Source organism: Paraburkholderia sp. DD10, assembly GCF_049177125.1.
GTDB classification, from domain to species: domain Bacteria; phylum Pseudomonadota; class Gammaproteobacteria; order Burkholderiales; family Burkholderiaceae; genus Paraburkholderia; species Paraburkholderia terricola.
In genome coordinates, this window is record NZ_CP185392.1 from 1979077 (window position 1) to 1999491 (window position 20415).

16 protein-coding genes are annotated in these 20415 nt (G+C 60.2%); 7 read left to right on the top strand and 9 right to left on the bottom strand.

Features of this window, described 5'->3' with window-relative positions; translation table 11 throughout:
• Positions 1–47: 47 nt before the first annotated feature.
• Positions 48–1232 carry a porin gene (locus ACOCG7_RS09030; RefSeq protein WP_347143525.1) on the bottom strand — a complete coding sequence of 395 codons (1185 nt, stop codon included), beginning with the start codon at positions 1230–1232 and terminating at the stop codon, positions 48–50.
• Positions 1233–1993: 761 nt separating this feature from the next.
• Between ACOCG7_RS09030 and ACOCG7_RS09035 the strand changes: the two genes are divergently transcribed.
• Both ACOCG7_RS09035 and ACOCG7_RS09040 read left to right on the top strand, forming a co-directional pair.
• On the top strand, positions 1994–3493 hold the full coding sequence (locus ACOCG7_RS09035) for an aldehyde dehydrogenase family protein (protein ID WP_347143526.1): 1500 nt from the start codon (positions 1994–1996) through the stop codon (positions 3491–3493).
• Positions 3494–3715: 222 nt separating this feature from the next.
• Complete coding sequence (locus ACOCG7_RS09040) at positions 3716–5038, top strand: MFS transporter (protein ID WP_347143527.1); 1323 nt, start codon at positions 3716–3718, stop codon at positions 5036–5038.
• 545 nt (positions 5039–5583) lie between these two features.
• On the opposite strand, the gene ACOCG7_RS09045 is transcribed toward ACOCG7_RS09040, so the two are convergent.
• Together ACOCG7_RS09045 and ACOCG7_RS09050 are read right to left on the bottom strand one after the other, a co-directional pair.
• On the bottom strand, positions 5584–5793 hold the full coding sequence (locus ACOCG7_RS09045) for a rubredoxin (RefSeq protein WP_073430591.1): 210 nt from the start codon (positions 5791–5793) through the stop codon (positions 5584–5586).
• A 108-nt stretch (positions 5794–5901) separates the two neighbouring features.
• A complete protein-coding gene (locus ACOCG7_RS09050) occupies positions 5902–8013 on the bottom strand; it encodes a 3-hydroxyacyl-CoA dehydrogenase NAD-binding domain-containing protein (protein ID WP_347143528.1) in 2112 nt (703 codons plus the stop codon).
• A 362-nt stretch (positions 8014–8375) separates the two neighbouring features.
• On the opposite strand from ACOCG7_RS09050, the gene ACOCG7_RS09055 reads away from it, so the two are divergent.
• The 3 genes from ACOCG7_RS09055 (at position 8376) to ACOCG7_RS09065 (ending at position 11283) form a co-directional block, all read left to right on the top strand.
• On the top strand, positions 8376–9545 hold the full coding sequence (locus ACOCG7_RS09055; RefSeq protein WP_347143529.1) for a thiolase domain-containing protein: 1170 nt from the start codon (positions 8376–8378) through the stop codon (positions 9543–9545).
• 4 nt (positions 9546–9549) lie between these two features.
• The gene (locus tag ACOCG7_RS09060; RefSeq protein ID WP_347143530.1) at positions 9550–9987 is read left to right on the top strand and encodes a Zn-ribbon domain-containing OB-fold protein; all 438 of its coding nucleotides are present in this window, start codon (positions 9550–9552) and stop codon (positions 9985–9987) included.
• Between the two features lie 129 nt (positions 9988–10116).
• Positions 10117–11283: a lactonase family protein gene (locus ACOCG7_RS09065; RefSeq protein WP_421375179.1), complete on the top strand. Its 1167-nt coding sequence runs from the start codon at positions 10117–10119 to the stop codon at positions 11281–11283.
• Between the two features lie 94 nt (positions 11284–11377).
• Here ACOCG7_RS09065 and ACOCG7_RS09070 read toward each other — a convergent pair whose 3' ends face one another.
• Entirely contained in the window at positions 11378–12214 is an 837-nt protein-coding gene (locus ACOCG7_RS09070) for an SDR family NAD(P)-dependent oxidoreductase (protein ID WP_347143532.1), read from the bottom strand.
• A gap of 304 nt (positions 12215–12518) precedes the next feature.
• Between ACOCG7_RS09070 and ACOCG7_RS09075 the strand changes: the two genes are divergently transcribed.
• Complete coding sequence (locus tag ACOCG7_RS09075) at positions 12519–13619, top strand: CapA family protein (RefSeq protein ID WP_347143533.1); 1101 nt, start codon at positions 12519–12521, stop codon at positions 13617–13619.
• 47 nt (positions 13620–13666) lie between these two features.
• Positions 13667–14443, top strand: a complete 777-nt coding sequence (locus ACOCG7_RS09080; protein ID WP_347143534.1) for an SDR family oxidoreductase — start codon at positions 13667–13669, stop codon at positions 14441–14443.
• Between the two features lie 40 nt (positions 14444–14483).
• Here ACOCG7_RS09080 and ACOCG7_RS09085 read toward each other — a convergent pair whose 3' ends face one another.
• The 5 genes from ACOCG7_RS09085 to ACOCG7_RS09105 all read right to left on the bottom strand — a co-directional run bounded on the left by ACOCG7_RS09085 (position 14484) and on the right by ACOCG7_RS09105 (position 20411).
• On the bottom strand, positions 14484–15275 hold the full coding sequence (locus ACOCG7_RS09085) for an IclR family transcriptional regulator (protein WP_235004909.1): 792 nt from the start codon (positions 15273–15275) through the stop codon (positions 14484–14486).
• Between the two features lie 259 nt (positions 15276–15534).
• Positions 15535–16329, bottom strand: coding sequence for an enoyl-CoA hydratase/isomerase family protein (locus ACOCG7_RS09090; RefSeq protein WP_347143535.1), 795 nt, complete (start codon positions 16327–16329; stop codon positions 15535–15537).
• 74 nt (positions 16330–16403) lie between these two features.
• Complete coding sequence (locus ACOCG7_RS09095; protein WP_347143536.1) at positions 16404–17129, bottom strand: enoyl-CoA hydratase/isomerase family protein; 726 nt, start codon at positions 17127–17129, stop codon at positions 16404–16406.
• A gap of 56 nt (positions 17130–17185) precedes the next feature.
• The gene (locus ACOCG7_RS09100) at positions 17186–18229 is read right to left on the bottom strand and encodes a CDP-6-deoxy-delta-3,4-glucoseen reductase (RefSeq protein WP_347143537.1); all 1044 of its coding nucleotides are present in this window, start codon (positions 18227–18229) and stop codon (positions 17186–17188) included.
• A gap of 46 nt (positions 18230–18275) precedes the next feature.
• Positions 18276–20411 (bottom strand): acetate--CoA ligase family protein, encoded by a 2136-nt coding sequence (locus ACOCG7_RS09105; protein WP_347143538.1) that lies wholly within the window; start codon positions 20409–20411, stop codon positions 18276–18278.
• Between the last annotated feature and the right edge of the window lie 4 nt (positions 20412–20415).

Consider the following 20415-nt stretch of genomic DNA (forward strand, 5'->3'; position numbering starts at 1 on the left):
CTCCGAGTCGAGCAAGTGGATTTCCCGACAACCGCGACATCCGCTGGCTAGAACAACGTCATAACACCCGCGATCGCACCGAATTGACTGTGACCGTAGTTAGGCGAGACGTTTCCGGCCGCGCCGCCTTGCGTTTGGTTCGGCCCATACGGATCGATGTAGCCATTGCCCAGTCCGAGATTGGAAGTCGAGCTATTGTGCAGATACGCAAGCTCTGCATAAAAGAACGTCCGTTTCGATAAGTTGTACGTTCCTCCGAGCGTGTACATTGTCGCGTTGCCGTTGCCACCGTTTGCATTCGCGTGGAATACGGCGCCTGTCACATAAGCAGCAGGGTTGATTCTGTAGCCAAGACCGATCCACTCATGATCCACTGCTGTCGGCACACCGCGCACGCCGGATGGCAAGGTTCCGCTCGCGACGCCGTAGCTCGATAACGATGCGTCCGGCGCGCTCAGATGCTGATAGCCGGCATAGGCTTTCAGCGGTCCCCACATGTAGGTGGCGCCGGCCAGCGCGGACCGCGAACTCACATACACATTGCTGAATTTCCCATTCGGGTCGCGCGTTTCATCGTAGATCGCGAGCAGTTCGATATTGCTGGCGTTGTACACCGCCTTGATGCCGTCGGCGCGTCCCTGTGCGCCCCCAAGCTGGTTCGGCCCTGAACCCGAAACTCCGGTGCTCGACGCCGCCGTATTCCAGCCGTTCGCATTGTTCGTAACATCGTACTGCCCCTTCAACGCGAAGCCGCCAATAGTGGGCGACGAGTACTCTATTCCATTTCCCGCCTGGGACCAGTTGCGGCCACGCACCAGCGTGGAGAGCGCGAACTGCTGGAAGACCTGCGGATCGAGATCGTAACTGTCCTGCATGATTTCGCCGGCGCCCAGATTGCCCATCTTGAACGTCCCGTACCGGTCGTTGGCCACGCCAACCCATGCATGGCGCCCGAACAGGCCACCGTTCTGAACGGCTCCGTTAAGCGTGTTGATCCCGCTTTCGAGCTTGAAAATCGCGCTATTGCCCCCTCCAAGATCCTCCGTGCCCTGGATGCCCCACCACGACTCTCCAAAACTCCCGCTCTCCGCCCCGATCAGGTGACCGTCGGCGCGGCCGCTCCAATAGGTCAATCCGTTATCGATACGGCCGTACAGCGTGACGCTGCTTTGTGCATGCCCGATCGCCGCGAATGCAAGCAGCAAAAGCCCAATAGTCCCCTTTGTTTTCATGCGACTTCCTCAGTTGACGTGTCTCCATCCCGATAGACAGGGCCTGCAATGAGCCCTCTCCTTGTCGATCCGCGCTGACGCAGCTCGTGGCGAACTATATTTATCGAGGAGTCGTTTTGTGATTTAGAGAAACCGCTAATCAGAATCCTGTTGAGTGTTCTTTTTTTCTCTTCGACCTTGCGCGTTATGACCACATAACGTGACCACAATCGCCGGACAAGCTCGATGCGTCGTTGGGGCAACTGCAACTGATCGAGTCGGCTGAGATTGGGCGAACGCACGCGCCAACAGCACCAGCGCGATCCGCTTTCGTCATCGGACGTTGTTGTTGCAAACAAGCAACTTCAACGGTCGAGATTTCCGCTCCGTGCTAACCCCACGATGACTGCATCAAGCCGTGAACAGCCGTGTTTCTTGACCAGGTGACTACGCGCGGTCAATACGGCGTCGACGATACGCCGGCGGTGCGATTGGGGCGTGGCGCCGCACCTCCGATACCCGCGTTCCATTCACCGGAACTGATACTGATCACCAAAATACATGCTAGTATGAATCACACCTGCTCGATAAATCGTGCTCGTCACCATTGTTCTCAGGCCGCGCATTTAGTCAGACAAAGAAAACACCATAAATCGACACGTAGTACTGGATCGTTGTTCAGGAGCAGATGTGCGTAGAGGGAACGAGCGTGAGAACTCCATGTTGATACTGCTGACGTCAGGGTCCACGCCACGATCGATATTCATTAGGAGATTGAAATAATGTCGTCTTCATCAGGAGCTCAATCACCTGTCAGCGCTGGGCATAGAAAGGCGCTTGACTGGCTGAATTCCAGCCCTAAGCGGCTGCTAATCGGTGGCGAATGGGTCGAAGCAGCATCGGGCCGGAGATTCACGACGAGTGACCCGGCAACGGAAGAAATACTCGCTGAAGTTGCCGAAGCGGATAGCGCCGACATCGACAGGGCAGTGATTGCCGCACGTAAGGCGTTCGAATCCAGTACCTGGAGCGGCATCTCTCCTCACACACGCGCTCGCTATTTGCTCAGGATTGCGGACACGATCGAGCAGCATGCGGAAGAACTGGCGGTGCTCGAAACCCTCGACATGGGCAGTCCTGTCGCGGCCTCTCTCGGTCGGGTGGGTGCAGCTGCTGATCTGTTCCGCTACTACGCCGGCTGGGTCACGAAAATCCACGGCACGACCAGTCCAACGGACGACTCCCGATTCATCTACATGCTGCGGGAGCCGATGGGCGTGTGCGCGCTGATTAATGCCTGGAATGTGCCGATCGTCATGGCGGCGTCCAAGCTTGGCCCGGCATTGGCGTGCGGCAACACCACTATCCTGAAGCCGGCCGAACAGGCGCCGCTTTCCACTGTGCGCCTTGCGGAACTGATCCATGAACTGGGTCTGCCACCGGGTGTGGTCAACGTCGTCCCCGGGTTTGGAGCGACCGCCGGCGCGGCGATGTCGGCTCATCCCGACATCGACAAGATCGCTTTCACCGGCTCCACCGGCGTCGGAAAACAGATCTTGCAGGCGTCGGCGGGAAATATGAAGAAAGTGACGCTCGAACTTGGCGGCAAGTCACCCAACATCATTTTCCCCGACGCCGACCTGGACAGGGCCGTCGAGGCTGCCGTCGTCGCGTTTTGTCGAAATTCTGGCCAAATTTGCTCGGCGGGCACGCGCCTGTTCGTACACGAAAGCCTGCACGATGAAATCGCGCACCGCGTTTCGGCTATCGCGTCGCAGTACCGGATCGGTTCGCCGTTACAGCACGATACCCAAATGGGTCCGCTCGTCTCCCAAAGGCAAATGGAGCGCGTGCTTTCCTACGTCGACTCGGGCAAGTCAGATGGAGCACGCTTGAACATCGGCGGCCAACGCGTCGGCAACGTCGGGTATTTCGTACAGCCCACGGTGTTTTCCAATGTCTCCAACGACATGCGAATCGCGCAAGAAGAGATCTTCGGCCCCGTGCTGTCGATCATTCCGTTCCGTGACGAAGAGGACGCCGTTCTCAAGGGCAACGATACGCTGTATGGGCTGGCGGCAGCGGTCTGGACGCGCGACATCGGCCGGGCGCACCGCATCGCACGGGCGCTCAAATCCGGCCGCGTCTGGATCAACACCTATGCGGAAACCGACGCGGTGATGTCGATCGGCGGATACAAGCAGTCAGGTTACGGGCGAGAAATGGGCGCCGAGTCGATCGAAGCGTACACCCAGACGAAATCGGTTCTCATGCGCCTTTGATTGACAGCTGTCACCAGCTTGCAATCGCGCAAGCCCGTCGCAGTTATTTTGCGCTGCGAAATGTTGTCGACGCGGGTCCGGCGCAATAGCGGCTCTGGCCCCGCGCGGCATCCCGGACCGAGCCGGCAGGCGCTTTGCGTCTGCTGGCCATCCGCTTTCGCGTAAGTCATCTGTTCGCAATATGCATTAGCAAAACCAACCCAAAAATTGGGGGAGACAAAAATGGCTAAGTCCAGTACTCGGCGCACCCTGGCCGCCGGTTCCATCGGAAACTTTGGCGAGATATACGATTTCGCCGTTTTCGGATTTTCCGTACCGGTGCTGGCCGGACACTTCTTTCCGGGAAGCAACAGGACCGCGGCAATACTCAGCACGTTCGCCGTCTATGCGGTCGCATTTCTTGCCCGACCGCTTGGCGGCCTGATGTTCGGTATGCTCGCGGACCGAATCGGGCGAGTCAAAATCATGGCGATGACGGTCTGGCTCATGGCGCTCGGCACCGCGCTCATCGGTTTGCTGCCGACGTACGCCGAGATCGGCCTTGCAGCGCCGATCTTGCTGGTGCTGTGTCGTGTCGCCCAAGGGCTTGCGCTGGGCGGCGAGACATCCGGTACAACGAGCTATATCATCGAGGCCGCGCCAAGCGATAAACGGGGTCAATGGCTAGGCTTCACGCTAGTCTTTTCTCACCTGCCGAATGCAGTTGTCGCAGGACTCCTGATCGCGCTGCAGGCTGTAGGTTCGGCCGCATACACGGAGTGGCTCTGGCGAGTGCCGTTTCTGCTAGGCGGCCTGATCGGCGTGGTCGGTTTCTGGCTCCGGCGCAGCATTGAAGAGCCTGAGGAATTCAGGCAAGCCGCGCGCAAGAACAAGCTGGATAGCCCTTTGCGCGCTGCGCTCAGTTCCGGAGGCCTGAAGGGCATGATGCACGTCATCATGATCCAGCCAGTGTATGCGGTCGGCGCTTACCTGCTGCTCGGCTTCATGTACACGTTCCTCGTCAGAGTGGCCAAGCTCCAGCCGATGTCGGCGCTCCTGTCGAATGCGGCCGCGGTGGTCGTGCTCTCTATGATGCTTCCATTGGGAGGCTTCCTGAGCGATCGATTTGGTCGCAAGCGAGTCATGACGTTCGGCGCGGCCTGGCTCGCGCTCGGCGCCTACCCGGCAATATATCTTGCGGCTTCCGGCACACTTTCGGGTGCCATGTTGGGGCAGATTCTGTTAGCGATCGGACTCGGAATTAACGGTGGTGCGAGCTTCGTGACCGCTCCGGAATTTTTCCCTACCTCGTTTCGGGCAACCGGACACGCGATCTCATACCAGATCAGCGTCGCTGTGTTCGGCGGCACGAGCCCCTTCATCGCCACGTTTCTGACGCAGGCAACCGGTACACCGTTCGCGCCGGCGCTCTATGTCACGATGATCGCAGTAGCATGCCTGATTGCGACGCAGTTCGTGCCTGAAACGCGGGGCGTCCGGCTTCGGACGTCGGTCGAAGAAGATCCGCACGACGCACGCCCGGCAGTGCTCCACGACGCGCCATGATCTAGCACCGGCCGCGCCGACGCTCCCGCCGGCCGATCCGCTTGCACTATGCTCGACAACGCCAGGAATCGCATGGACGTCGGCTTTAGCGCAGAGGCGATCGACGTTACGAAGCGGAGCTGGTGGAGCAGCTTCGCACGCAGTGGCGAAAATGGATGTAAGAACGAACCTGATTGCCAGATTGCGGGACGTGGCCATCCATGACGTTCCTCCCAGGATAGCGTGCTTGGCGGATAAGCTTTTCATTGGAGCGCTGCTGCCTAAATACCCGCCTCCCACACGGCACGTCTATCTCTGGGCGGCGATACGCACCACGAACCGTCATCGTGCCGAAAGAAAAATATCGCCAATTCGCGCCCCGCCACAGTCGTGACTACGCGAACACAGCGTGCCTCATAGGGACGGCCAAGGCCCGAGCGCGTCAAACGTATGCCGCGTCCGGCCGTTCCGCCAAACCATTTTTCGACCAGACAGCGCAATGATTGACCATTCTGCATCGTCGCGACTCCCGCTCTCACGAGCAGCGAGCCCAGATTGTCTCGCGATCAAACTTCGATCATTTCAAAGTCGGCTTTTGTCGCCGAGCACTCGGGGCAAATCCAATTGTCAGGGACGTCTTCCCAACGCGTTCCAGCGGGAATGTCCTCAGCCGGAAGTCCTTCGGCCTCGTCGTAAACGAATCCACACAAAACGCATTGCCAGACCTTGAATTCCGTCTGCGCCGGCTGCGCAGGAGAGTTATCGCCGGTTACCATGTTTTCCACTTTTGCACCTGCCTATCTGAACTGCGAACAAACCAACTTTCGGATACGGATCACGGCGGACGAGGCAACCGAGAGTTGCCCGTCCGGCACATGGTCCTTCTATTGCATGCGCCCCTTCACATCGCGCAGCAAGCCACCACTTTGAGCCATTTCCGCCAGCAGACGACTCGGCTCCCAGCGCTTGCCGTATCGCTCGTGCCACTCGCAGACCTGTCGATAAATCTCTTTCGCGCCAATCGAATCGGCCCAGTACATTACGCCTCCCCGATGACGGGGAAAACCAAAGCCATACAGCCACATGACGTCGATGTCGCTCGCCCGATATGCCTTGCCGTCTTCGAGAATCTTGCAAGCCTCGTTAATCGAAGCGAACAACATCCGTCTCAGGATTTCCTCGTCAGTGAAAGTGCGTTGCGCAATCCCAAGTTCTTCCGCAACGCCCGCAATGATCTGCCTGACCTCGTCGTCCGGATATGGCGTCCGGTCACCTTCGTTGTATCGATACCAGCCGGCACCCGATTTCTGGCCCTTTCGACCCATTTCGACCATGCGATCCGGTACATGAAGCTTGCGATAGGTCCGATCCGCCGCGGCGCGACGCTTGCGCGTGTCGTAACTGACGTCGAGACCGGACAGGTCGCTGACAGCAAACGGCCCCATCGGATAGCCGAATTCGACCATCACCTTGTCGATCTGCTCCGGCAGCGCGCCCTCCTCGAGCATCAACATCATTTCCGTGACGAGCAGCGCGCGGCTGCGGTTTGCGGCGAAGCCGTCGCACGTACCCGACACTACGCTTACCTTGCCGAGATCCCTGCCCATCTTCGCTGCCCGAACAATCGTCTCGATCGACGTCTGATCGCCTCTGACGACCTCGCACAGCTTCATGACGTTCGCCGGAGCGAAGAAGTGCGCGCCGGCCACATCGGCGGGCCGTCCGGTCATTGCGCCCATTGTGTTGATGTCGATCGCAGACGAATTGGTGAGCAGCAATGCGCCTTTTTTCATCACGGCGTCGAGCTTCGAAAACACCTCTTTCTTGAGATCGATTCGCTCGAACACCGCCTCGACGACCACATCGCAATGGCCGATTTCTTCATAGCGCCCGGCTGGCTCGATATAGCCCATCCGCGCATCCATTTCCTGTTGCGTGAGGCTGCCCCGTTTGACCTTCGTCGCGTACGTGTCGCGAATGCGCTTCAGACCTCGCTCCAATGCTTCGGGCGTGGCTTCCAGCAGTTTCACCGGAATGCCCGCATCCGCGAAACACATCGCGATGCCACTGCCCATCGTGCCGGCGCCTATCACGGCCGCCGAGCGCATGCTTTCGGGCTTCAAAGCGGCGGGAACGCCGGGGATCTTCGCAGCCTCCCGTTCCGCGAAAAACGCATAGCGCAGTGCCTTGGCCTGGTCTGAAGTCTCCAACTCGGCAAACAATCGCTGCTCCAATTGAATGCCTTCTTCGAACGGTTTATCGAGTGCGGCCTCGACGCAGGCAATCGCACAATGAGGCGCCTTCACAAACTTTGCTCTGCGGGCTGCCTTCTCCCGCGCGGCGTCCCATTGCGCACGCTCAAAGCTCGTTGCTCCGATGCGCTCTGTCCTGTCACGTAGGCGCGGTAATGGTCTGACGTCAGCAACGCGCTTTGCCAAAGAGAGCGCGGCCGGACGCAATTGATTCAAATGCACGACGTCCGTAACGATACCCAGGCGCAGCGCCTCGTCCGCCAAGACATGACGCCCCGTCACGATGATGTCCAACGCAGCCTCCGGGCCGATTAAGCGCGGAAGTCGCTGCGTGCCGCCGCCCGCCGGGATGACACCGATCGCGACCTCGGGCAGGCCCACCTTCGCATCCTCCGATGCAATCCGGTAATGGCATGCGAGCGCGTGTTCAAGCCCGGCCCCGAGTGCGTAGCCGTGTAGCGCAGCAATCACAGGCTTCCCGCTCGCGTCCAGCGCGGCGGTACTCACGCTGCTAGTCACGGTGCGCGCCTTGCCGAACTGCCGGATATCGGCGCCCGCGATGAAATTGCGACCCGCTCCAATAAGCACAATCGCCATCACGCCCGAATCGGCGTTCGCACGTGCAATCCCGTCGATGATGCTTTCGCGCATGCCTGGCGCCAGCGCATTGACAGGTGGATTGTCGACCGTGATGACGGCAACACCGTCTTCCACCGTGTACTCCACTTGCTGAACTTCGCTCATCTCTCTTCCCTATCGTACGAACAAACCGGTCACGCACCGCGGCTGCCGAGAATCGCGAACCGCTCCCGCGTCCGCCGGCGCGTGGATGCAAGAACGGGATGCGAAGCTCCGTATCCCGCTATCGCCGTGTCCGTTTTTCGCTTGCTCGCGCATCGCTGTGCGACGTCGAACCAATGGTATCATGTGTTTTACTGTACAGCATCGATTCCATTCACTGAAACCCTGAATTGCGGACACCACGGCACGTCTGCATCAGCAGCGCGGCGCCGCAGTCGTCGGAAATGCGCCGCGGTCACAGAGGCAAGAGCGCCAATCAACGGCTGATCGAATGTTTTCCAAGCAGCATTAAGGAGTGTCGAGATATGACTATCAGAGGCAAGGCTTACATCGTAGGCGCGTACGAACACCCTTTGCGCAAGGCGCCGAACCACTCGGTCGCTCAATTGCACGCCGAAGTTGCCAAAGGCGCGCTAGAAGACGCCGGGCTCTCGAAGGACGATATCGACGGATACTTTTGCGCCGGTGACGCGCCTGGGGCCAACGCATGGTCGATGTCGAACTACCTCAACCTGAACAAGCTGAAACACATCGATTCGACCGACATGGGCGGATGCTCTTATCTGATCCATGTCGCGCACGCAGCCCAAGCCATCGCAGCCGGCAAATGCAACGTCGCGCTGATTACACTCGCTGGACGTCCCAATTCGGAAGGCATTTCAGGCACTCAGGTGCGCGTGCGCGGAGTGAATCTGCCGGATGCGCCGTACGAAATTCCATACGGCCCGGTGACGGTGAATCTGTACGCGATGGCCGCGATGCGGCATATGCACGACTACGGCACCACCAGCGAGCAACTTGCATGGGTCAAGGTGGCTGCATCGCAACATGCGCAATACAACCCCAATGCGATGCTGCAGAAAGTGGTCAGCGTGGAAGATGTCCTCAATTCGCCGATGATCTCCGATCCGTTACGCAGGCTGGACTCGTGCGTGGTCAGCGATGGCGGCGGCGCCGTGATCGTCGCGCGGCCGGAAATCGCGAAGTCGCTCAATCGTCCGCGAGTCAAGGTGATTGGCAGCGGCGAGTCCACCAAGCATCAGATGGGCGGCAAGATCGACCTCACGTATACAGGCGTCGCATGGACCGGCCCGCGCGCGTTCGAAGAAGCCGGCGTACAACCGTCCGACATCCAATACGCGTCGATTTACGATAGCTTCACGATTACAGTCGTTATGCAACTGGAAGATCTGGGCTTCTGCAAGAAGGGCGACGGAGGCAAGTTCGCTGCCGACGGCAACCTGATATCGGGGGTGGGAAAACTTCCGTTCAACACCGACGGTGGCGGCCTTTGCAACAACCATCCTTCCAATCGCGGCGGGATCACGAAGATCATCGAGGCGGTCCGCCAACTGCGCGGCGAAGCGCACCCCAAGTTGCAGGTTCCCGATTGCACGCTCGCGCTTGCCAGTGGCATCGGCGGCGCAATCGGACACCGTCATGGCGCAGCAACGCTCATCATGGAAAGGGAATGAACAAATGACGACCGACTATATCGACCGAAAGATCAACGATCCCGCGCTGAACCCGGGTGATGAGCCGTATTTCGACGCCGCGTCGGAAGGCAGATTGGTGGTCAAGCACTGCAACGCATGCAAGCAATCGCACCACTATCCGAGAGCGCTATGCCCATTCTGCTGGAGCTCCGACGTGGAATGGACGACCACGAACGGAACCGGGACCATCTACACGTTCAGCGTTACTCGGCGTGGAACGCCCACGCCGTATTGCATTGCCTATGTGACACTCGACGACGGACCGACGATGCTGACCAACATCGTCGACACGGACCTCGATCGCGTCAGGATCGGCCAGCGCGTGAAAGTCGTATGCAAGAAGTCGGAAGGCGGCTTCTCGATTCCGATGTTCACGTTGAGCCACGATCAGCAGGCACGAGCTGGCCGCCGGAAACGTTAACTTCGGGTTCCTTATAATATTGCGAAGAGAGACCGCTTGCCGTGTTATGTAATCAGCCGCGTGCGGGACGCGTACCGTGAGTGACGGTGCGCACACCTGCTGCAGCGGAGCCTACTACCGGAGAATCAAATGGCAGGTACAGCTTTGTACAGCGCAGTCGACGACGTAATCACGCACTATGAAGTCGACGTCGACGCGGCCACGCTCACGAAGAAACACACGATCACCGTCCCCGCGAAGGTACAGTATGCGTGGCCTCATCCATCGGGCAGGCATCTATACGTTTCCACGAGTAACAGCGGCCCGAGAGTCGCGTCCGACTATAACCATGTGAGTTCGCTCGCGATTGCGCCAGACGGTTCCTTGTCGCTGCATGGTGAACCGAAGCCGCTCAAGCGTCGGGCTGTCCACATGTGCGTCGATCCTTCTGGTCGATTCATCCTGAATGGCCACAACTTTCCGACGAGCGGTATCACGGTGCATCGCATTTCGCCTGACGGTGCAATCGGTGATGAGATCGCGCAGACGGCAGACCTGGACTACGGAATTTATCCGCATCAGGTCATGGTGTTCCCCGCCGGATCGCCCGCATTGATCGTCGATCGCGGGAACAATGCCCAGGGCGAACGACCGGAGCAGCCAGGCGCGCTTCGAACCCTCGATTTCGTAGACGGGAGATTATCTGCGAGCGCTGTGGTCGCGCCCGACGGCGGATACGGGTTCGGCCCCCGGCATATCGATTTCCACCCATCGAAGCCCTGGCTCTATGCGTCAGATGAAAGAACCAATCGGCTGTATATGTTCCGCTTCAATGACGGCTCGATCGAGTCACGACCGGCCTACGCATGCGACTTGCTCGCGGCGCCGCAGCAGGTGAATCCGCGGCAACTGGGCGGGCCCGTTCACGTTCACCCGAGCGGGCAATGGGTCTATGTTGCCAACCGCGCCGATCACACGGTGGAGGTCGATGGCCGGAAGGTGTTCGGCGGCGGCGAAAACAATATCGCCGTCTTTCGTATCGATCCAGAGTCCGGGCAGCCGACACTCGTTCAGCACGCAGACACGCAGTCGTTTCACGTTCGCACGTTTGCTTGCGATCCGGGTGGACGCCTGCTGGTCACCGCAAGCATCAAGGCGCTTGCTGTCCGTAACGGGGCGACGACGGCGTTGGTGCCCGCGGCACTATCGGTATTCCGCATCCTGCCGACCGGGCATCTCGAGTTCATTCTGAAGTACGACGTGGAAACGACAGGTGCGCAGCTTCAGTACTGGATGGGCGTTGTGGGCCTGCAATGACGCGTAGCGGACCCGCTCGACACGGCAGTTCGCGCATGAACACAGGCGGGCAGGCGGGGCGCGCAACTGCTTCGCCCCGCCTGCGCTGAGATCGTCAAATGCGGTTCAGAACGCGTCCGCCGTCGACGAGCACGGAAATGCCCGTAATAAAGTTCGCCTCGTCCGACGCGAGAAACAGCGCAGTGTTTGCAACGTCCCAGCCTGTCCCCTGTCGGCCCAGCGGCACCTTCGCATTGCGCTCGGCCTCGACCTGCTCGCGCGGCTGATTCCATTCGCGCACTCTCGTATCGACCGCCATGGGCGTCGCGATCAGTCCCGGCAGAATGCAGTTCGCCCGAATGCCGAACGACGCATTCTGAAGCGCCAGTTGCTCCGTGAATGCGATTACGCCCGCCTTTGTCGCCTTATAAGCCGCATACGGATATTTTCCCACCGCCGCGGCGGACGAAACATTGACGATGACCCCCGAGCGCTGTTCACGCATGATCGACACGGCATGCTTGCAAGCGAATATCGTGCCGCGCAGGTTGATCCGGCAGACGTTGTCGAACCGTTCTTCCGTCAGATCCATCAGATCGGCATCGCCGCCGCCAAGGCTTACGCCGACGTTGTTATGCAGGATGTCGAGAGAGCCCCAGCGTTGCCTGGCATCGAGCATTGCCTGGCGGAGTTCGCTCTCGCGCGTCACGTCCGCTGCAAATGCGACCGCTTCGAAACCTTCGCCACGGATCAGCGCGGCCGTTTCCTCCGCAGACTCGATACTTCGGTCGACAGCGAGTACACGTGCGCCTTCACGGGCAAAGCGCATCGCCGTCGCGCGGCCGTTGCCGAACCCTTCGCCGGGGCTCTGTCCTGCGCCGATGACCACGGCCACCTTGCCGTCGAGCCGCTTCTCAGGTGTCCAGCCGGGGCCACGATCAGATGAATTCATCCTGTTCTCCTCTTGCTCCAACGATTAATTTCACCGGCTCGCCATGGCCGCGAAACGCAACGCACCGCCTCGCCTCGCTGCGCAAGCAACGACAACCGCGCATTTCGCAGACCGACTTCGCGCGAGACCGAAAGGTACTCCTATCCAGCGTAGGAAGTGATGCTATCATAGGTTCTGGTTACCAGCATGCGTTCCGATCAATGAAACCAAAATACGTTGCCCGGCCTGCCTTGCATGCGTGAAAATGTGGTCTCGGCAGAACGGCTTACGGCCCTGAGGAGGAGCAGTGACAAAGCTATCATCGTTGTTGATCGCAGGGGATTGCGGTCCGGTTCACGGCCCGGCGGACGGCTTTCCGATCGAGGGGTACACCGAACTCGTCCGGCCCGCACTGGAGAGCGCCGACTTCCGCTTCATTAACTGCATGCGCGCCTATTCGGCGCGCGGCGTGAAGACGGACCATGCGCCTCAGGTCTGTCAACCGGTCGAGATGGCGCAGATCTTCACCGGCGGGCTGTTCGACGCCGTGACGATGGCAAACAATCATAGTCTGGACGCCGGCGCCGAAGCGATGCTCGATACGAGAGCGCTGATGACCTCCCGCGGCGTACTGGTGACGGGTGCCGGCAGGAACCGCGCTGAAGCCCGCCAGCCCGCGATTGTCGAAAAAAACGGCATAAAGGTCGGTTATCTCGGGTACACGTCGGTTGCCGCCCGCGGCACCGATGCCGGCCCGGACAAGCCGGGTGTGATGAATATCGGCATCAAGACCTGTTACGAAACCCGTGGACCTCATGAATCGGTTCGAATTAGAACCGAACCTGATCCGCGCGACCTCGAGATGTTGCTGGAAGACCTGACGGCGTTGCGTCGCCACGTCGATATAGCCGTTCTAGCTTTTCATGCCGGCGTGATTCGCCTGCCCCGCATCATCCCCGACTATCACGTCGCGGTCGCGCATGCGGCGATCGACGCGGGCGCCGACCTTGTCGTCGGGCATTCTCCGCATATACCGAAGGCGATCGAGGTGTATAAGGGCAAGACTATTTTCTACAGCCTCGGCGTATTCGCAATGACCAAGCCGTTCGCCGCGCCGTCCTGGCGAGAAGAACCCGCGTGGGCGCATGGTGCCGTGCGAAATCACACGGATCTCGATCCGGATTACCCGCTGATGCCATATGGGAAAGCGTGCACGTTAAGCTTGCTGGCAAAGGCACAGGTGTCGAGAGAAGGCATCGTGCGTACATCGTTCCTGCCAATGGCGATCGACAGGCAGTATCGTCCCGAGGTGCTCCGTCCGGACGATCGCCGGTTCAACGAAGTGCTCTCGTACATGGAGTGGGTGTCGCAAGACATGCCGCACCGCTTTAGCGTCGAGGGTGACGAGGTGATCGTTTCCGCTTGACGAGGCCTGCCCCGCATTCCTTTTACATCAGCTTTGAGAGCATGAACATGGACTTAGGGATCAATGGAAAAACGGCCCTCGTGACTGCGTCGAGCGGCGGAATGGGCAAGAACATCGCGCACGCGCTGGCTGCGGAAGGCGTGAACGTCGTGCTGTTTGCGCGATCGGCCGACACGCTGCACACGGTAGCCGACGAGATCGAACAGAAATATGGTGTCCGAGCCGTGGGGGTGCCGGGCGACATGCGCGTCGAAAATGATGTACAGCGGCTCGCGACCGTTCTCGAGGGCGAATTCGGTGGCCCGGACATCGTCGTGCTCAACACGAGCCGCCCGCCGAACCCGATCCGCGCAACGGTGGACGAATCGGACGAGGCACGGTGGGACGAGGCTTATCGGAATCAGTTGTGGAGCGCCATTCACGTACTTGGCCGGATGGTTCCGCTCATGCAGGATCGCGGCTGGGGCCGCCTCATCGCGGTCACGTCGGCTTCCGTGAAGTCGCCAATGCCGCACCATAGCCTGTCGACCGTGTTCCGCGCGGGCGTGACCGCCTACATGAAGCATCTGGCGAATGAACTCGGCTCCAAAGGCATCACCGCCAACTGCGTGGCGCCGGCGCTCATTGAAACGCCGCACCGCACGGGGACGGCCGCCTACACCGCGGATCAGGCCACGGCTCGTAAGAAGCTCACGCCGTTGGGACGCATGGGCACGCAGGAAGAACTCGCCGGCGTGGTGACGTTTCTCGCTTCCATGCAAGCGGGATTCATCACGGGGTCGACCATCGCCGTTGAAGGAGGCATGGTCGGCTCGCTCTTCTAACCGTGGCCAGAGGAAGGCTCGGACACGGGCTTTCTTTATGTCAGGTTTTTCCGCCGAATTGCCGCGAAATGTCCTTGGCTGCATTCACGGCGAGCTTGATGAATTCCTTCTCGTGCATTTGCATTCTGACGGTTGGCGCACCGACTGACAGACAGTAGTGCACCTCGTCGTTGAAATCCCTGATCGGCGCGGAAATCGCCGAGATGCCGAGGAGCCGCTCGCCATGGGAGACCGCATAACCCTGCTCGCGAACCCGTTCCAGTTCCTCGAGCACGTCACTCTTGGTTCGCTTGCCGGCGCGCGCAACGTTGGTGACGATCGGCGCCAGTTCCGTTTTCGGCAAATATGCCATCAGCACCTTCGATGCCGAACCCTTCAGCAACGGAATATGTTCTCCCGCCTGAACGACAGCACGCAGCGGCGCCGACGCCGTTGAAACTGAATCGATGCAGACGCGATCCGTGCCGCTGATCGTATGGATAGAAACCGTTTCCTTCGTTTCCTCCGCCAGCGTCAGCAGGAACGGACGGGCAATCTCGCGAATGCCGAGCGTGCTGCGAACCAGACCCGCCAGGCTCGTGAATCGGAACGACAGGCAATATTGACTGTCCTCCAGACGGACCAGATACCCCGCGCGCTCCAGACTTTGCACGATCCGGAACGTGGTGGACTTCGGCAATTCGATCCGGTCTGCGATCTCCTGGAGCGACAGACTGCTTCGCTCGGCACTGAAACTTTCAAAAACGGCGAGGATACGTTGAACTGAGCGCATCATATCGGCAGTATTCCATCGTGGGATTTGTTTAGACTTGGTGTGCCAAGTGCCGGCCAACGCAAAAGACGGCGACCGGCGAAACGGGCGATGTAGCCCGCATATGTTAGCACGTGGTTCCACTGACCGGGATACGTTTCATTGAGCCATCGTCGTTTGGCGGTGGAATTGCCCCGACCCGGCTCTGGTAGCCGCGGCGCTCATGTGGCGATGACAGAACACAGGGCAACCGTCAGCGGCTAGAACCAGGCCGCAGCGCCGCGCTCGCATCAGCTCGTATCAATCGCCCGATTCCCTCGCGACCGGACCACCGGCCTCGTCACTTGCCCTGGAATGTCGGCTTTCGCTTCTCCTTGAAAGCCTGGATCGCTTCCTTGTAATCGGCAGTCGATTGCACGACCGCCATGTGCGATGCGACGGATTCGAGGCTCGTTCGCAAGTCGGTTTTCATCGACTGATACATGAGCTTCTTGATGTCACGCAACTGGATCGGCGGTCCGTCGGCGAGGCGCTTCGCGAATGCGAGCGTTTCGTCTATCAGGGACTCGTCGCTGAACACGCGATTGACGATCCCGATCCTCAGAGCCTCTTCGGCGGACACGAACTCACCCGTCCATAGAAGCTCGAGCGCCTTCGCGGGACCGACGAGCCGCGGCAAAAAATAGCAGCCGCCATTGCCGGGTAGCAACCCGACACGGATGTACGCCTCCGCGAATCGGGCGGAAACGCCGGCGAAACGCATGTCGCACATCAGCGACAGATCCATCCCCGCGCCGACCGCGGCGCCATTCACCGCCGCGATCAGAGGCTTTTCGAATTCCTCCACCGCGAGCGCAACCTTGTGCGTAACGTTCTGCAGGCGATGCCTGCGTTCGAGCGGCGTGGGGTCGAGCGCCGCATCTTCCGCCGAGCGCCGCCCGAGATCGCCGCCCGAGCAAAACGCATCGCCCGCTCCCGTGATGACGAAACAGCCAATCGCGGCGTCGTCATTGGCCGATCTCAGCGCGTTTCGAAGCAGTTCCAGCATGTCTTCGCTGAGCGCATTTTTCGTTTGCGGCCGATTCAACTGCGCGACCATTACGCGATCGACGATACTGATTTCAAGATCCGCCATTCTGAACTCCCTTCCCCTTTTTGAAATCCTTCCGTAGCCTTTTCCGGGAGTACCTGCCCGGTCCGGATTTAACGTTACTGCGCGGCACGTGCCCGATGGCGTGCGTGTTCTTCCCGTGCCTCGGCCAGCGCAGCCTTCAATGCGCGATTAATCCAGCGCTTGTTGTCCGCGAACACCGCGGCATCCTTTCCGCCGAGCTTTGTGGCAACCGCCATCGCCGCGCTCGTGAGGCCGTCGCGCGACGCCACGCTCTGCAGCAGACCGCGGCTCATCGCCTCACTTGCGGGCATTCTCCGCCCGCTCTGTATCAGATCCAGGGCCAGCGCACGTCCACCAATCGTCGCGAGAATGTTTGCGCCGGAATAGGTCGCGATGCCGAGATCTATTTCAGGCAATGCGAGTTCCGCCGTGTCCACCGCGACACACGCGTCGGCGAGAAGTGCGAGCATCGCACCGCCGCCGATTGCTGCACCGTTGAGCACGACCACCACGGGTTTGGGCGCATCGATCACCGCATCCTGCAGTGCCGCCAAGGCGCGCGAGCGCCGCTCGCGTTGGCGCGCGACGTCGCCGTCTTCTGCTTTCTCGCGGACGTCCACACCTGCTGTAAAGAGCCGCTCGCCGGCTCCCGTCAGCAATACCGCCCGGATCGTCGGGTCCCCGCCACTCGCGACGATTGCCTCGCCTATCTGCTCGACCATTGCGACCGTCATTGCATTCGCTTTCTCCGGACGATTGACCCTAATCCAGAGCACGTCGTCGTGTCTGTCGACAATTACATGGCTCACGGCTGTTTCCATTTCGAACCCTGTTGATCTCTGATTGACTTGCACATCGCAGCGCCAGGCCTTCCCGCTTACGGATTCGACGGTGTGCTCGACACGAACATGTCCGCGTAGAACTCGCTTTCCGGAAGCTTGCACTCCGCGGTGAAATCCTGCTGTGCGGACTGAACGACGATGGGTGCACCACACGCGTAGACCTGATGGCCGGACAGATCCGGAAAATCCTCCATCACCGCGCGATGCACGAACCCCGTCCGCCCGGTCCATCGATCTTCCGGCCGAGGATCGGAGACAACGGGGACGTAGGTGATGCCGTGTTCCTTCACCCACTGTTGCGCAAGCGTATCGAGGTAGAGGTCGGAGGGTCGCCGGCCGCCCCAGTAGAGCCTCATCGAACGACGACTTTGCTTGCGTACTTCGTGTTCGATCATCGACTTGATCGGCGCGAACCCGGTCCCGCTTGCGACAAAGACAATCGGCTTTTCGCTTTCACCTCGAATAAAGAATGTTCCCATCGGGCCCTCGATACGAAGCAGATCGCTGACCCTCATCTTGTTGAACACGTGGGTGCTGAACGGGCCACCGTAGTTGCGCAGGTGAAGCTCGATGAATTCGCCGTCGTTCGGCGAGCTGGCCACCGAAAGGCTGCGGCGAATTCCGCCGTTCATCAGGATGTCGATGTATTGACCCGGCAGATACTTGATCGGATCCTTCGCCGGCATCTTGAGCCTGATGCGCATCACGTCGTCCGCAAGCCGGTCCAGTTCGTGAACGCGGGCGGCAACGCGCCGGAGCGGCAAGCCCTCGACGGCATTGACAACCTGGCAAACGACCGTCACCGCGGAAAGCGGCTTTGCCTGACAGAGTAACGCGAAGCCCTCGCTCTGCTCCTTTTCCGAAATGCCGCGACACGCCGTTTCCCCGTGATCGACCAGACCTTGCGTGACCTTCGCCTTGCACGAGCCGCAGACCCCATTCCTGCAGTTATATGCCAACGGGTAACCGCTCGCGAGCGCCGCGGAAAGTATTGCCTGCGCCCGCCGCACGGCGAGAGTGCGGCCGAGCGGTTCGAACGTCACCGGGTAGCTGTCGTCCATCGCGAGTTCATCGTTCATAAGAAGGTCACCTGAATTTGCCACATCTCTCACCGCTCATGCTCCATCATTCCGAACGCGCGCCGGCGGTCCCGCGAGCAACGATGAGTGCATCGGCTGCGACGACACCCTCGGGCAGTGCAAAGAGCGGATTGATATCGATCTCCTGAACGCTTTCCCGGTTCTCCCATGCGAAGCGGGACAGCGCGGCCAGTGCGGAAGCAATCGCGTCGACGTCGAGCGCGGCGCCACCCCTTGCGCCGTCCATGATGCGGCGGCACTGAAGCTCATCGACCATTTCGCGCGCGGTTTTTTCGTCGAAAGGAGCGAGCCGGCAGGCCGAGTCGCCGAGCAGCTCCGCATAAATTCCGCCCGCACCCACCACCACGACAGGACCGAACACGACATCGTTCACGATGCCGGCAATGAGCTCGAACCCACCGCGCACCATCTCCGATACGAGTACGCCGTCGATACGCGCGGTCGGGACATGTTTTCTCGCATTCGCGAGAACTTCGTCGATCGCTTGCTTCAGGTCGGCCCTTGTTTGAATGCCAACCTTGACACCGCCCACCTCGGTCTTATGTGGAATGTCCGCCGACACGACTTTTACGACCAACGGCGCCTTGAGGTCGTCGAACACCGCGCCGTCGGCGGTGGTTACAATGACGTCCCTCGTTACGGGGATGCCTGCCGCAGCCAACATCTTCTTTGAATCATTCTCGGAGAGTGGCCCGCCAGTCGCCGTAATGCGTCCGTCCGCCGGGCTCGTGGCAACGGAATTCGCCCCCTGCTCGCGAGACACGCGACGCTTCGCCTGTTCATACCGTGCAAGCATCGCGATCGATCTCGCGGCGCGCGACGGCGACGGAAGAACCGCAATGTTTGCCTCGTCGAATCGCGCGAGCGCGTCGCCAACTTCGCTTGCGGGTGCGGACGAGAACACGACGATCGGCTTGGTTGCCGCCGCTGCCAAGCGGGCGAGCACTTCCGCCGCGGCGAGACTTCCCACCTTGCCGGTAGTGGCGAGATTGACACAGACTGCATGGACATTCGGCGCGTCCAGCACGGCCTGCACCGCCGTCGCGAGCTTCTCGCCGTTATTCGGAGAAAAATAGCCGGCCGTAAGATCGATCGGGTTATGCACCGCGCCGATGTTCGGCACGACTGCCTGCAACTTGTGCTGCGTCTGTACGTCGAGTTCGCACAACGACAGCCCTTCCGGCTCTCCCGCATCCGCGAAAACAATCGCAGAGCCGCCTGAAACGCCCATCACGGCAACACCATTTCCCTGCGGATATTTAGCGCCGGCGAGTACTTTGAGATAATCGGCCGCCTCGTGAATTTCATTGATCTCAATGATGCCGGTTTGCTTGAACAGCGCTCGGTAAAAGTCGTAAGTACCCGTCATGCTGGCTGTGTGCGACGCGGCCGCGCGCGCACCTTGCTCGGTAACGCCCCCCTTCCAGAGCAGCACGGGCTTTCCCACCGCCATCGCCCGGCGCCCCACGTCGAGCAAAGCGCGGCCGTCGCGGGTTCCTTCGATGTAGGCGAGGATGATTTGCGTCTCGGGATCGTCGAGCAACGCATCGATCAGTTGAACGGTGTCGATGTCCGTCTCGTTGCCGGTCGCGATCACGTGACGAAACCCAACTCCCGCCGCGGAACATGCCAGTGCCAGGCTGTACCCGAAACCGCCGCTTTGGGTAACCAGCGACACGCCGCCGCGTTTCAGCTTCGGCTCCCGCGTGATGCTGCCGAAGGCCGCGTAAACGTTCGAATGGATGTTTGCAAAGCCGAGGCAGTTCGGCCCGATAATGCGCATACCGCCACGGCGGGCGAGCGCAAGCATGCGCTGCTCGCGTTCGATGCCTTCCGGACCGCTTTCGCGGAATCCGCCGCTCAGCACAACGGCGAAGGGAACGTGCTTCTCCACGCTGGCTTCGAGAACCGGCAACACGCCGGCTGCGGGCACGCCAACGACAACCAGATCAATCGGCTCGTCAATCTCGGACACCGAGCCAAAGCATCGCAGTCCTTCGAACTGCTCATATTTCGGGTTAACGGGAAAGATCTTTCCGGCGTAGCCATTCTTCAGGAGCGCACGGACAGCCTGCGAACCGGGCCGCCCTGCATCGTCGGAAACGCCCACCACGGCAATCGACCGCGGCTCGAACAGATATTTGAAATCTTTATCGCTCATGTCG